At 67.7% G+C, this 13233-nt stretch carries 12 protein-coding genes and 2 tRNA genes; 3 read left to right on the top strand and 11 right to left on the bottom strand.

Going from position 1 to position 13233, the window contains the following annotated elements; genetic code table 11:
* Nucleotides 1–69: 69 nt before the first annotated feature.
* From ABD231_RS32595 to gyrB, 7 genes are all read right to left on the bottom strand, one after another.
* Nucleotides 70–495, bottom strand: a complete 426-nt coding sequence (locus ABD231_RS32595; RefSeq protein WP_344160659.1) for an SMI1/KNR4 family protein — start codon at nucleotides 493–495, stop codon at nucleotides 70–72.
* 448 nt (nucleotides 496–943) lie between these two features.
* Nucleotides 944–1016 (bottom strand) — tRNA-Ala (locus ABD231_RS32590).
* 12 nt (nucleotides 1017–1028) lie between these two features.
* On the bottom strand, nucleotides 1029–1160 hold the full coding sequence (locus ABD231_RS32585; RefSeq protein ID WP_238176512.1) for a DLW-39 family protein: 132 nt from the start codon (nucleotides 1158–1160) through the stop codon (nucleotides 1029–1031).
* A gap of 31 nt (nucleotides 1161–1191) precedes the next feature.
* Nucleotides 1192–1268 (bottom strand) — tRNA-Ile (locus tag ABD231_RS32580).
* A 96-nt stretch (nucleotides 1269–1364) separates the two neighbouring features.
* Nucleotides 1365–2294 (bottom strand): DUF3566 domain-containing protein, encoded by a 930-nt coding sequence (locus ABD231_RS32575; RefSeq protein ID WP_344160656.1) that lies wholly within the window; start codon nucleotides 2292–2294, stop codon nucleotides 1365–1367.
* Nucleotides 2294–4888, bottom strand: coding sequence for a DNA gyrase subunit A (gyrA, locus tag ABD231_RS32570; protein WP_425554235.1), 2595 nt, complete (start codon nucleotides 4886–4888; stop codon nucleotides 2294–2296). The genes ABD231_RS32575 and gyrA overlap by 1 nt, the downstream gene beginning before the upstream one ends.
* A 153-nt stretch (nucleotides 4889–5041) precedes the next feature.
* Nucleotides 5042–7138: a DNA topoisomerase (ATP-hydrolyzing) subunit B gene (gyrB, locus tag ABD231_RS32565; protein WP_380151740.1), complete on the bottom strand. Its 2097-nt coding sequence runs from the start codon at nucleotides 7136–7138 to the stop codon at nucleotides 5042–5044.
* Between the two features lie 289 nt (nucleotides 7139–7427).
* Here gyrB and ABD231_RS32560 point away from each other — a divergent pair, with 289 nt between their 5' ends.
* From ABD231_RS32560 to ABD231_RS32550, 3 genes are read left to right on the top strand one after another with little or no spacing between them, the layout of a single operon-like run.
* Nucleotides 7428–8057 (top strand): hypothetical protein, encoded by a 630-nt coding sequence (locus ABD231_RS32560; protein ID WP_344160649.1) that lies wholly within the window; start codon nucleotides 7428–7430, stop codon nucleotides 8055–8057.
* Nucleotides 8058–8059: 2 nt separating this feature from the next.
* Nucleotides 8060–8659, top strand: a complete 600-nt coding sequence (locus ABD231_RS32555) for a hypothetical protein (RefSeq protein WP_344160646.1) — start codon at nucleotides 8060–8062, stop codon at nucleotides 8657–8659.
* Entirely contained in the window at nucleotides 8656–9213 is a 558-nt protein-coding gene (locus tag ABD231_RS32550) for a hypothetical protein (protein ID WP_344160643.1), read from the top strand. Before ABD231_RS32555 ends, ABD231_RS32550 begins: the two co-directional genes overlap by 4 nt.
* A 10-nt stretch (nucleotides 9214–9223) precedes the next feature.
* Here the strand turns inward: ABD231_RS32550 and ABD231_RS32545 are convergent, their stop codons facing one another.
* From ABD231_RS32545 to gnd, 4 genes are read right to left on the bottom strand one after another with little or no spacing between them, the layout of a single operon-like run.
* Entirely contained in the window at nucleotides 9224–10537 is a 1314-nt protein-coding gene (locus ABD231_RS32545; RefSeq protein ID WP_344160641.1) for a hypothetical protein, read from the bottom strand.
* Between the two features lie 56 nt (nucleotides 10538–10593).
* On the bottom strand, nucleotides 10594–11106 hold the full coding sequence (locus ABD231_RS32540; protein ID WP_344160638.1) for a DciA family protein: 513 nt from the start codon (nucleotides 11104–11106) through the stop codon (nucleotides 10594–10596).
* Nucleotides 11107–11161: 55 nt separating this feature from the next.
* Nucleotides 11162–12301: a DNA replication/repair protein RecF gene (gene recF / locus ABD231_RS32535; protein ID WP_344160636.1), complete on the bottom strand. Its 1140-nt coding sequence runs from the start codon at nucleotides 12299–12301 to the stop codon at nucleotides 11162–11164.
* 1 nt (nucleotide 12302) lies between these two features.
* On the bottom strand, nucleotides 12303–13226 hold the full coding sequence (gnd, locus tag ABD231_RS32530; protein ID WP_344160633.1) for a phosphogluconate dehydrogenase (NAD(+)-dependent, decarboxylating): 924 nt from the start codon (nucleotides 13224–13226) through the stop codon (nucleotides 12303–12305).
* Between the last annotated feature and the right edge of the window lie 7 nt (nucleotides 13227–13233).

Genomic DNA, 13233 nt, shown 5'->3' with positions numbered 1-13233 from the left:
CACAAGGCCTTCGGCGCGCCACAGCCGGATCTCGGAGCTCGACCAGGCGGACCGAAGCGGGACGGCACCTCAGGTCGTGATCTGCCCAGATAGCCAACCCAACCAGAACTCGCGAAGGTTCGGTGCGAGTGCTCGGGCTTCCTGCTCGATCGGCGACCAAATGAAGATGGTGGGTTCCCCGTCCAGTGCGACACAGAAGGGAGCTCCCGTGCCGTCGTCACCGAAGCCGAGAAGCCTCCGCCGATCCCCGGACTCCCATCCGTTCCAGGCCTCAAGGTTCCAGCGCGCAACATCGCCAAGTCGCCACATCACGAACCACTCGCCCGGCTTGTCCAAGATGCCGTCCGTCGCCTCATACAGTCCGCGCAGCTCGGCTGGAAGCCCGATACCCAGTCGAAGCTCGACGGCCGCGATCTCGCCAGCATCGGCGGGCGGCCGCAGCTCCAAGCCGTCGGCAGCAGCCTGCAGTGTTCGCCGCCAGGCATCTGCGTCCACGGCCAGAAGCCTCTCACGCCCCGCCCACGACGAATGCGCGGCGCACGTCAAGAGTCGGCTCGCCGCCCGCCACGAGCATGAGCATGAGCTTCATGATGATTCCCCCACCCCCCGTGCTCGCCTGACTCGCCGACTGTCACGTCCCGCCCGCATCAGCCGCCGACCACCCGCAGTCACCCGCGGGCGGCAGCCCGCAACGCGCGCGATAGCGCGCAGGCACTCGGGGTGGGTGGGGCGGCTGCGTAGCACGCGACGAAGGAGTGGGCGTAGCTGCCGCTAGGGAAGATCCCAACCGCGGCGCCCAGCCCCAGCAGGGCGAGCGAAGCGAGACCCGTAGGGGGTGCGGGTGGCGAAGCCCCCGCCTGCGGCAAGCGAAGCGCAGCCGCACAACACGACGAAGGCGACCCGGTCCGCGCTTTCCGCGGACACGGGTCGCCTATCGACTTCGTGGAGACGAGGGGACTTGAACCCCTAACCCCTGCCTTGCAAAGGCAGTGCTCTGCCAGTTGAGCTACGCCCCCGTGGTGGGGTGGTCAGCGGCCCGGGGTGACCGGGTCGACGGCCTCGGCCCAGAGGTCCTTGTCGGCGCGGGACTGCTGGGTCTTCTTGTAAGCGAAGTATCCACCGATGCCGGCCAGCAGCACCAGCAGGATCTTTCTCAGCACCGGGACTCCTCGGATCGGGGGTTTCACGATCTGGTGGGCCTAACTGGATTTGAACCAGTGACCTCTGCCTTATCAGGGCAGCGCTCTAACCAACTGAGCTATAGGCCCGTATCTACGGGGTCGAACCTGGGAGAGATTACCGCACCAGGTGCCTGTCTCCCAAACCGGTTCCGGCCGGGCCCACCAGGGCCCGGCCGCAACGGCTCAGTCCTCTGAGGCGAGCGTGACTTCGAGGCCGCCGAGGAGGGTGGCGGCGATGTTGTAGAGGAAGGATCCGAGGGTGGCCAGGGCCGTGATGATCAGCACATCGGCGCAGGCGAGGAGGGTGGTGAAACCCATCACCTTGCCGGTGTTGATGTAGTTCTCGATCCGGAACGGCTCGGTGTTCGGGTTGCCGAGGACCTCGGTGACGGTGCTGTTGATGTTCTCGAAGACGCCGGCGGCGCCGATCGCGGACCAGACGATGAAGACCGCGACCCAGGTGACGATGCCGAAGGCGATCGAGAGCAGGAACGCCGTCTTCATGACCGACCACGGGTCGATCCGGGACATCCGCAGCCGGGCCTTGCGGGTCTGGCCCTTCGCGGACGCCTTGGCGTCCCCGAGCTCGACGCTCTCACTGTCGGACTTGCTGGTGACAGCGGCGGCCTTGTCGAGGACGGCCTGACGGGCCGCACTCACCTTGTCACCGAACGACTCGGTCTTACCGCCGAAGGTCCCCGGCTTGTCACTGCGCCCAGTCAGCCCGTACGACGATCCGCCATCAGCAGGCTTACCCGCAGCCGGGGTCGCGGTCGGCGACCACGGTTCCGGGCGGCCCGGCGTACTGGGTGCCTGAGTGGGCCGGGCGGTGCTCGGCTGGGCCGCCGGACGGACCGGCGGCTGCTGTGCGGGACGGGCCGGCGCTCCGGCCGTGCCGCCCGGTCGCTGCTGCTGCGGGCGGAGTTCGCTGGCCGGACGCTGCGTGCTCGGCGGCGGCGTGGCGGCCCGGCCGTTGCCACTGGGGCGGCCGTTGCCGGATTGACCGTTGGAGGTCGGAGTGGCCGGTGTGGACTGCTTCCCGCCCTGCGCGGGGCGCTGAGACTTGGAGCTGTCCGCACCTTCGGGCCAGGTCGGCCTCGCGCGGTTGGTCATCAGTTACCCTCCTGGCCGGCTTCGTCGTCTTCGACGGTAGCCGCGCCGTTCACATCCGTCGAACGCTCGTCGGTAGTACTGACGCTCCCAGACGGGGTTTCGGTTGTCGAAGCGTCCACATCCTGGGACACGGCCGCCTCGACGCCCTCGGCCTCTTCGGCACCCTCGGCGCCCTCGACGGTCAGGTCGGTGTTCCGGGCGATCGCGACCACGGCATCGGACTCGCCGACCCCGGCGAACCGGACGCCCATCGTGTCCCGGCCCTTGACCGGCACGCTGTCGACCCGGCTGCGGACGACCTGGCCGCTGGCCTTGATCGCCAGCACCTGGTCCTCGTCGACGACGATGATCGCGCCGACCAGCGAGCCGCGCTCGTCGTTCAGCTTGACCGCCTTGATGCCGAGTCCGCCGCGACCCTGCTGCCGGTACTGCGACACCTGCGACCGCTTGGCGTACCCGGCGTCGGTGACGGTGAAGACGTACTGCGCTTCCTCGTCGTCGCCGGCCCGGATGACCGACATCGACAGCAGCTCGTCACCCTCGCGGAACTTCATGCCGGTCACACCGGAGGTGGCCCGGCCCATCGGGCGGAGCTGCTCGTCGTTCGCGGTGAAGCGGATCGACTGGCCCTTGCGCGAGACCAGCAGCAGGTCGTCGGCCGCACTGGCCACGTCGGCGCCGATCAGCTCGTCGTCGTCCTCGCGGAAGTTGACCGCGATGATGCCGCTCTGCCGGGCCGAGTCGTAGTCGGTCAGGGCCGTCTTCTTGACCAGGCCCTTCTTGGTCGCGAGCACCAGGTAGTCGGACTGCTCGTAGTCGCGCAGCGTCAGCACCTGCGCGATGTCCTCGTCCGGCTGGAAGGAGAGCAGCCCGGCCACGTGCGAACCCTTGGCGTCGCGCGCCGACTCCGGCAGCTGCCACACCTTGGCCCGGTAGACCCGGCCCTTGGTGGTGAAGAACAGCATCCAGTGGTGGTTGGTGGTGGCGAAGAAGTGGTTGATCTCGTCCTCGGCCCGCAACTGCGCACCGCGAACGCCCTTGCCGCCGCGGTTCTGCGTCCGGTACAGGTCGGCCTTGGTCCGCTTCGCGTAGCCGCCGCGGGTGATGGTGACCACGACGTCCTCGTCCGGGACCAGGTCCTGGACGGACAGGTCGCCGTCGGCCGCGATGATCTCGGTACGACGCTCGTCGCCGTACCGCTCGACGATCTCGGCCAGCTCGTCGCGGACGATGTTCCGCTGCCGGACCGGGTCGGCCAGGATGTCCTCGAGGTCGGAGATGATCGCTTCGAGCTCGGTGAGCCGGTCGACGATCTTCTGCCGCTCCAGGGCGGCCAGCCGGCGCAGCTGCATGTCGAGGATCGCCTGGGCCTGGATCTCGTCGATCTCCAGCAGGCTCATCAGGCCCTGGCGCGCGTCTTCCACGTCGGGGCTGCGGCGGATCAGCGCGATGACCTCGTCCAGCGCGTCCAGCGCCTTCACGTATCCGCGGAAGATGTGCGCGTTCTTCTCGGCCTCGCGCAGGCGGTACCGGGTCCGCCGCTGGATGACCTCGATCTGGTGGTCGATCCAGTGCGTGATGAACAGGTCGAGGCTGAGCGTGCGCGGTACGCCGTCGACCAGCGCCAGCATGTTGCAGCCGAAGGTGTCCTGCAGCTGGGTGTGCTTGTAGAGGTTGTTCAGTACGACGCGCGGCTGGGCGTCACGCTTGAGCACGATCACCAGGCGCTGGCCGGTCCGGGACGAGGTGTCGTCGCGGATGTCGGCGATGCCGGTCATCTTGCCGGTGTTCACCAGCTCGGCGATCTTCTGCGCCAGGTTGTCCGGGTTCACCATGTACGGCAGCTGGCTGACAACCAGGCTGGTCCGGCCCTTGGCGTCCTCCTCGATGTCGACCACCGCGCGCATCGTGACCGAGCCACGACCGGTGCGGTAGGCGTCGTCGATGCCCTTGTAGCCGACGATCAGAGCGCCGTTCGGGAAGTCCGGGCCCTTGATGTGCTCCATGCACGCGGCAAGGACTTCTTCCTGGGTGGCGTCCGGGTTCTCCAGGCACCAGTTCGCCGCGGCCGCGACCTCGCGCAGGTTGTGCGGCGGGATCTGGGTCGCCATCCCGACCGCGATGCCGGCCGAGCCATTCACCAGCAAGTTCGGGAAGCGGCTGGGCAGGATCACCGGCTCCTGCGAGCGGCCGTCGTAGTTGGGGCGGAAGTCGACCGTCTCCTGGTCGATGTCGCGCACCATCTCCATCGCCAGCGGGGCCAGCCGGCACTCGGTGTACCGCATCGCGGCCGCCGGGTCGTTACCCGGCGAACCGAAGTTGCCCTGGCCCTGGATCATCGGCGCCCGCATCACCCACGGCTGCGCGAGCCGGACCAGGGTGTCGTAGATCGCGGAGTCACCGTGCGGGTGGTACTGACCCATCACGTCACCGACGACGCGCGAGCACTTGGAGAAACCGCGGTCCGGCCGGTAGCCGCCGTCGTACATGGCGTAGAGGATCCGGCGGTGCACCGGCTTGAGGCCGTCGCGCACCTCGGGCAGCGCGCGGCCGACGATGACGGCCATCGCGTAGTCGAGGTACGACTGCTGCATCTCCGTCTGCAGATCGAGGGGCTCGATCCGGTCGTGTCCAGGAGAAATGGGGGTCTCGGTCATCTGATGCTCGTCCCGTTCGTGTCAGACGTCGTACGTCGCTGAAGTCGGCGCTGGAGTGATCGCGGCCCCACACCTGCGGGGCCGCGGCACTCAGATGTCAAGGAACCGGACGTCCTTGGCGTTGCGCTGGATGAAGTTCCGGCGGGCCTCGATGTCGTCACCCATCAGGGTGGCGAAGGTCTCGTCGGCCCGGGCGGCATCGTCCAGGGTGATCTGCAGCAGCACCCGGTTGGCCGGGTCCATCGTGGTCTCCCACAGCTCCTGCGCGTTCATCTCACCCAGACCCTTGTAGCGCTGGATGGCGTTGTCCTTGGGCAGCTTCTTGCCGGCCTCGACACCGGCCTCGAGCAGGCCGTCCTTCTCCCGCTCGGTGTAGGCCAGCTCGTGCGGCTGGTTGCTCCAGCGGATCTTGTACAGCGGCGGCTGCGCGGCGTAGACGTGACCACGCTCGATCAGCGGCCGCATGAACCGGAACAGCAGGGTGAGCAGCAGCGTCCGGATGTGCTGGCCGTCGACATCGGCGTCGGCCATGATCACGATCTTGTGGTACCGCAGCTTCTCCTCGTCGAAGTCCTCGTGGATACCGGTCCCGAGGGCGGAGATGATCGCCAGTACTTCGTTGTTCTGCAGAACGCGGTCGATCCGGGCCTTCTCGACGTTCAGGATCTTGCCCCGGATCGGCAGGATCGCCTGGTACTTCGGATCCCGGCCACCCTTCGCGGAGCCACCGGCCGAGTCACCCTCGACGATGTAGACCTCGCACTCCTCCGGGTTGGTCGACTGGCAATCGGACAGCTTGCCCGGCAGCCCGCCGCCACCCAGCAGACCCTTGCGGTTGCGGGCCAGGTCGCGCGCCTTGCGGGCGGCGATCCGGGCACTCGCGGCCGCGGTGGCCTTGCGGATGATCTCGCGGCCCTCCTGCGGGTTCTGCTCGAACCAGGCGCCGAGCCGGTCGTTCACGACCCGCTGGACGAAACCCTTGACCTCGGTGTTGCCGAGCTTGGTCTTGGTCTGGCCCTCGAACTGCGGGTTGCCCAGCTTGACCGAGATGATCGCGGTCAGGCCCTCCCGGATGTCGTCACCGGTGAGCCTGTCCTCCTTCTTCTTGATCATGCCCTGGTCCTCGCCGAACGAGTTGACCAGTGAGGTGAGTGCGGCCCGGAAGCCCTCTTCGTGGGTGCCGCCCTCGTGGGTGTTGATCGTGTTCGCGAAGGTGTGCACGGACTCCTGGAAGGAACCGCTCCACTGCATCGCGACCTCGAGGCTGAGCGAGTTGTCGGCCTGGGCGGCCTCGAACGCGATCACGTCGCGGTGCACGGTCTCGCGGATGCCGGTCAGGTACTTGACGTAGTCGACCAGGCCCGCGTCGTACTTGAAGGACTGCTCCACCGGGTTGCCGTCCTCGGTGTGGTCCGGCCGCTCGTCGCGGATGACCAGCTCGAGGCCCTTGTTCAGGAACGCGTACTCGCGGAAGCGGGTGGTCAGCGTCTCGTACGAGTAGACCGTCGTCTCGAAGACGTCGGCGCTCGGCCAGAAGGTGATCGTGGTGCCGTCGGAGTCCGACGTCCCGACCTCGGCCAGGTCGGCGTCCGGGACGCCGACGGTGAAGGACTGGGTGTAGACCTTCGCGTTCTTGTGGACGTCGACCTGGAGCCGGCTGGACAGCGCGTTCACGACGGACACACCCACGCCGTGCAGACCACCGGAGACCTTGTACCCGCCGCCGCCGAACTTGCCGCCGGCGTGCAGGACGGTCAGCACGACCGTGACGGCCGGCTTGCCCTCGGACTCGACGATGTCGACCGGGATACCACGGCCGTTGTCGACGACCCGGACGCCGCCGTCGGGGAGCAGGGTGATGACGATCTTGTCGCAGAACCCGGCCAGCGCCTCGTCCACCGCGTTGTCGACCACCTCGTAGACCAGGTGGTGCAGTCCCCGCTCACCGGTCGATCCGATATACATACCGGGCCGCTTGCGGACTGCGTCGAGACCTTCGAGGACCTGGATCGCGCTGGCGTCGTACTCCTTCTCGACGACGCTGGACTGGATCTCGGTCAGCAGTGCTTCTTCTGGTACTGCTGCTTCTGCGATGCCGGTGCTGTCTGCGGACGTTGTTTCGTCGATCTCGGTCGGCTCGTCGGTCACCGGCTGTTGTCCTCCTCGGACCCCGCGTTCGCGAGGCATCGCGGCACAGTGGAAGCCGCCTCTACAGTGTTGTTAGGGGCACGGCTCGTCGTACTGGGTCCATCTTACCCGTCGACCGAAGCAGAACCTGCCACCAGCCGCCTGAAACTCACCTCAGGGCGTCTTTTCGCCCTCCTCGCCATGTCCCCTCTCGCGGGTGGGGGGCCGGAAAGCGCTCACGGGCGCTCAGTGGCCTCCGGTCGTTTGACCACTGACTCGGTACGGCGAGGTGGCCACGGACCGGTCCAGACCGCCCCGCGCGCACCCGCTGCCCCTTAGGATCGCTGCCGTGGAGAGTCTCGACGACGTCATCGACGACCTGATCGCCGACCGGGTGATCCGCCGGCACCGGCGGACCTGGCTGATCGTCATCGGCGTCGTCATCGCCGCGGCGCTGCTGGTGCTGGCCACCGGCGGCTGGAAGCAGCGGGTCGGCCGGGCCGTCCCGACCTATGACGCACCGGCGACGGTGGCGGCCGGTCGGTTCGAGTTCAGCTTCACCAAGGCCGAGATCATCCGGGAGCCGAAGACCGAGTACTCCGCCGCCAAGGCCGAGCTGCGGGTCTACTTCGACGTCCGCAACATCGACACCGAGGAACACACCAGTACCTCGGTCCGGAACGAGGTACTGCGGATGGTTCCGGGCGGCGGCGCGGATCTGGTGAAGTCCAACGGTGCCAGTTGCCGCGGTGAGACCGGCTGGGTGATCGTGCCCGGCCTGCCGCCGGAGAGCTGTTTCACCAAGTTCGAGATCGAGCCGGACTTCGCCGCCGACCAGATCGAGGTCGGCATCCTCGGTGAGCAGTACATCTCCGACAACGGGCTGATCGGTGCGAACGAGGACCCGTACTGGCAGCAGCCGAAGGCGGCCGCGGTCGTTCGGATGAAGCCGACCGTGGTCGTCAAGGAGGAGAAGTAGGAGTGAAGCTCTACCGCCCCGCGACCATCCTGGTCGGCGTTCTCTTCATCCTGATCGGCGGGCTGACCCGCCTGGCGACACCGGACCAGGTGTTCGAGGAACAGAACATGATGGTCAGCAGTGGCACGATCGGCCAGCCGCTCGAGTTCGGGAAGCAGGCGTCGATCACGGTGGTGCGGATGCAGCTGGCCAAGTCGGTACTGGATGCGAACTCGCAGTCCGACGACAAGCCGATCGAGACCAACGGTGTCTTCGTCGCGCTGGAGTGGCAGACCACGCCGGGCGTCGACAAACCGGACAACCCGGGGCCCAAGCTGGTCTCGGACGGGGGCGCTGTGTTCGCCCCGATCCCGCTGACGTACTCCGGGATCGAGTTTGGCGCTTCCGGATTCACCGTCTCCGGAGCGATCGTGTTCGAGGTGGATCCGGCCGAGCTCAAAGGTCTGACGCTCCAGGTCCGGCCGGGACAGCTCTGGAACGTGCTGAACCGGATGGTGTCGGTCGACCTCGGCATCCCCGGTGAGGAGAGCGCTCAGCGACTCGTCGACGGCGCCGCGGACCTCTACCAGATCCCCGAGCGGGAAACCCGGGTGGCCTCATGAAGGGCGCGAACCGGGCTGCCCGGCTGGCGGCCCAGATCTCGTTGCTGCTGGTTCTGCTGGCCACCAGCTGCTTCCTGATGCTGCGGACCTACCTCGGTGACCCCGAGCAGAACTTCAACGACGGTGCGATCAACCACGTCGTCGACAAGGGGCCGGTGACCGTCGGCGGGCTCAGCTGGCAGCTGGACTCGATGACCGTCTACACCCGGCTGGTCGACACCGAGGGTGAGGAGATCTCGATCGACCAACCGGCCGGCTCGGTCATCGTCGTGGCCCAGCTGCGCGTCACTGCGCTCGACGGGTTCCGGCTGAAGAAGGACGGCTTCCACTGTTTCGCATCGCTGCGGGACGACCGCGGGAACAACTGGCAGGCCACCAGCGCCTACAAGTTCGTCATACCGACGAGCTGCTCGGACAGTGACCACCCGGTGGTCCGGAACAAGCCGTACAAGCTCGCGCAGGTCTTCGTCGTACCGAAAGAGGCGCTGTCGCACCTGCAGGGTGTCGTGATCGTCAACCGCGACGACTACGAGCGGTTCCTGATCACCGTCTGACCGCGGTGGATCAGGCGGTCGCCGGCACCTTGGCCGCGGCCGCCTGCTCGGCCCGGCGCTCACTGCCGACCGAGATGCAGAGGTCGAACGCCGCCGCCAGCAAGGCGATCCGGATCGGCTCGAAGATCAGGCTGCGGATCAGGTCCGCGATCTCGTGGTTCATCAGGCCCCAGCGCAGACCGTGGATCCCGATCGCGCGCTGAACCAGGACGAACAGCCAGTCGTCACCGAGCAGCCAGACCGTGTAGAGCATGCAGACCACGCCGAGGAAGACCGGACCGACCCGGACCAGCAGGCGGAACGCGTTCAGCGTCGGGTAGAACTTCTCCCGGAATCCGCCGAGGACAAGATCCGGCGCCTTGTTGGTCAGCGCGACGAAACGGTTCGGCTGCGGTGCCTCCGGGCTGACGCGGCCACCGAGCCGGCGCTCCAGCCCGGTCCCGGTGAAGACGCCGTGGCTGGACAGGACCCGGTGCCCGAAGACCACGGTCGTGATCGCCAGCCAGGTCAGCGGCTCGGCGACCCCCATCTTGAACAGCGGCCAGAGGGTCTCCCAGGTGAATCCCCAGAGGAACTGGATGCCGGCGGGCAGCGGGATGTTGATCCCTTCCCAGAAGCCCTTCCACGCATCCCACCAGTCCACCGACCAGTACCAGAAGCTCCGGTCCTTGAACCAGTCCTTGGCGTCGCTGATCGCGTACGAGGACACGACCACGGTCAGCAGCAGGAAGAACGACTCGGCCCACACCTGGACGAACTTGACCGGCCGACTCGGCCACTTGTCGTCGATCGCCTGCAGTGCCCGCCGCAGTACCAGCAGGATGAAGATCGCCGGCAGGTACTTGTGCCAGGCGCCGTTGTTCAGCTCGAAGAATGCCGCGCCGGCCTGCATGCCGCGCTCCACGCCGTTGCTGGCCGACAGCTCGGTGACCTGCTGCTCGAGGAAGCCCCACGCCGACCAGACCGCGACCAACGGCAGCAGCGTGAGCGCCACCAGCTCCATGAAGCCCTGCTGCGTCGGGTCCGAGGTCTCCTCGGACTTGTTCCGGGCGGCGTCACGCCAGCGGTACAGCGAACTCGCACAGGTCCGGATCATGCCGATCGAGGCGGTGATCTGGATCAGCACACCGACCGCGAAGACACCGACGCCCAAGCTGCCGTGCGCGTGCTCGTCCAGCCAGATAGCGGCCCGCGTACCGGCCTTGAAGCCGACATAACCGACCAGCCACCAAGTGGTCAGAGGCAGCAGATTCCGCCACCAGAGCCGGAAGGTGTCTCCGATCAGCTGGACCATCTCGCGGAAGCCATCGACCAGGGTGCGCATCGCGCAAGATCCTAGGGCATCCGGAGGGCCGACTATTCGTTCGGGAACCTGATGTGTCAGCCGTAGGTGTCGCGGGGGCCTCGGCCGCCGCGGACGGTGCGGGGGCCGCGGCGCCAGCTGGGGGCGTGCGGGCCCTGGACGTTGACCTGGGTGACGGTGCCGTCGCCGAGTTCGGCGTTCAGGCGGCGGACGAGGTCGGGGGCGAGGAGTTTGAGCTGGGTCGCCCAGGCGGTGGACGAGGTCCGGACGGTGAGGATGTTGTTCTCGTATGACTCCGGCGTGCAGTGCTGGGCGGTTTCGGGTCCGACGATGGACGGCCAGCGCGCCATCACACCATGTACGGCGACGTCCACCTCCCAGCCCTGGTCGCGCATCAGCCGGCCGAGGGTGTTGGTCAGCTTCTGCGGATCGCGGTCGTCGGGGCGGGCGCCGCTGACCTGGGCGCCCTCGATCCGCGGCCGACGGCGGCGCTTGACCGGCTTGAAGCCGCCGTTCGCCGCCTGCTGCTTGAGCCGGCCGGCGAGGGATTTCGCCAGGTCCAGTCCCTGCTTGTCGTGCTCTTCGTCCACCGGTAGCTCCGGAGCGACCTCGCTCTCAGGGTCGCTCTCAGAGGAATTCCGGGGTTCAGGCACGACGGACGGTCCCGTCACCGACGTCGAAACGCACTCCACTGAGCTCAGCGGGCACGTCCGCACCCACCGCGGCAGTCACCAGCACTTGCTCGGCCGGGGCCACCAGCTCGGCCAGCCGGTTCCGGCGACTGGTGTCGAGCTCGGCGAACACGTCGTCCAGGATCAGCACCGGTTCACCCCCGTCCGCCCGCAGCAGCTCGTACGACGCCAGCCGCAGCGCGAGTGCATACGACCAGGACTCACCGTGACTCGCATACCCCTTCGCAGGCAAGTCCCCGAGACCCAGTACGACGTCGTCGCGGTGCGGGCCGACCAGCGACACCCCGCGATCCAGCTCGTCCTGACGCTTCTCGTGGACGGTCGCGAGGATGACCTCGGCAAGCTGTTCGCGGGACGTGACACCGGGTTCGAGCGGAACCGACGACTTGTACTCGAGCCGCGCATCACCCTTGCCTCGGGCAACTGCGTCGTACGCGTCGGCTGTCAACGGACGCAGGGCTTCCAGCAGCTCCAACCGCGTCGCCAGCAACTCGGCGCCGGTGCGAGCCAGGTTCGAGTCCCACACCTCGAGGGTGCGCAGCTGTCCCTCGGCGGCGCTGGTCCGGTTCTGCCGACGAGCCTGTGAAGCGCTGCGCAGCAACGAGTTCCGTTGCTTCAGCACCCGGTCGTAGTCCGAGCGAACGCCGGCCATCCGCGGCGTGCGCAGAGTCAACAGCTCGTCCAGGAACCGCCGCCGTTCCGACGGATCGCCCTTCACCAGCGCAAGATCCTCCGGCGCGAACAGCACCGTCCGGAGCAATCCGAGCACTTCCCGCGGCCGCGGTACCGGCGATCGGTTGATCCGGGCCCGGTTTGCCTTCCCAGGATTGATTTCCAGCTCGACCACGACGTCGCGGTCGTACTGGCTCTTGATCTCGGTCCGCAAGATCGCGCGGGTGGCACCGGCCCGCACCAGCGGTGCGTCGGTGGCCACCCGGTGCGAACCCAGCGTCGCGGTGTAGTGGATCGCCTCGACCAGGTTGGTCTTGCCGTGCCCGTTGGGCCCGACGAAGGCCGTCACGCCCGGAGCGAGCTCGACCTCCGCCTGCTGGTAGGACCGGAAGTCGAGCAGACCCAGGGCGGTGACATACACCTCAGTGCTTGATCGGCGGTGTCGCGTACGACGGGTCGGCCGCGTCGGCGCCCTTGACCGCGTGCCCACCGAACTGGTTGCGCATCGCGGCGATCGCCTTCATCGCCGGCGAGTCGTCCTGCCGGGACGCGAACCGCGCGAACAGCGCCGCCGCGATGGCCGGCACCGGTACGGCGTGATCGATCGCGGCCTCGACGGTCCAGCGGCCTTCACCGGAGTCGTCGGCATACCCGCGGATCTTCTCCAGGTGGGTGTCGTCCTCGAGTGCGTTGACCAGCAGGTCGAGCAGCCAGGACCGGATCACGGTGCCCTCGCGCCAGGAGCGGAACGCCTCCGGCACGTTGTCGACGACATCCGCGGCCTCGAGCAGCTCGTAGCCCTCGGCGTACGCCTGCATGATCCCGTACTCGATGCCGTTGTGGACCATCTTCGAGAAGTGGCCCGCGCCGACCTTGCCGGCGTGCACGAAACCGAACTCGCCCTCGGGCTTGAGCGCCTCGAAGACCGGCATCACGGTGGCGACGGTGTCCTTGTCGCCCCCGCACATCAGGGCGTACCCGTTCTCCAGACCCCAGACGCCGCCGGAGACACCGCAGTCGACGAACTTGATGTCCTTCTCGGCGAGCTGGGCCGCGCGCCGGGTGTCGTCGGTCCAGCGGCTGTTACCGCCGTCGATCACGATGTCGCCGGGCGACAGCAGCTCGGCCAGCTCGGTGACGACCGGGTCGATCGCCTGCACCGGGACCATCACCCAGACGACCTTCGGCTGGTCCGTCGCGGTCAGCTTCCCGACCATGTCGGCCAGGTCCTTGGCGTCGGAGATCTCCTGGTTGTGGTCGAAGCCGACCACGGTGTGGCCGGCGTTGCGGATCCGCTGGCGCATGTTGCCGCCCATCTTGCCGAGACCGACAAGGCCGAGCTCCATCGTGAAT

Origin of the sequence: Kribbella yunnanensis (genome assembly GCF_039529655.1) — a bacterium.
In the GTDB taxonomy this organism is placed as follows: Bacteria; Actinomycetota; Actinomycetes; order Propionibacteriales; family Kribbellaceae; genus Kribbella; species Kribbella yunnanensis.
Note: the sequence above shows the minus strand (reverse complement) of the source record. Positions and strands in the feature narration are given on the sequence as shown.

Coding starts and splice junctions, on each gene's coding strand:
- ABD231_RS32575 (WP_344160656.1), bottom strand. CDS start 2,294: ATGACCAACCGCGCGAGGCCGACCTGGCCCGAAGGTGCGGACAGCTCC.
- gyrA (WP_425554235.1), bottom strand. CDS start 4,888: ATGCAGCAGTCGTACCTCGACTACGCGATGGCCGTCATCGTCGGCCGC.
- gyrB (WP_380151740.1), bottom strand. CDS start 7,138: ATGCCTCGCGAACGCGGGGTCCGAGGAGGACAACAGCCGGTGACCGAC.
- ABD231_RS32550 (WP_344160643.1), top strand. CDS start 8,656: ATGAAGGGCGCGAACCGGGCTGCCCGGCTGGCGGCCCAGATCTCGTTG.
- ABD231_RS32545 (WP_344160641.1), bottom strand. CDS start 10,537: ATGCGCACCCTGGTCGATGGCTTCCGCGAGATGGTCCAGCTGATCGGA.
- gnd (WP_344160633.1), bottom strand. CDS start 13,226: ATGGAGCTCGGCCTTGTCGGTCTCGGCAAGATGGGCGGCAACATGCGC.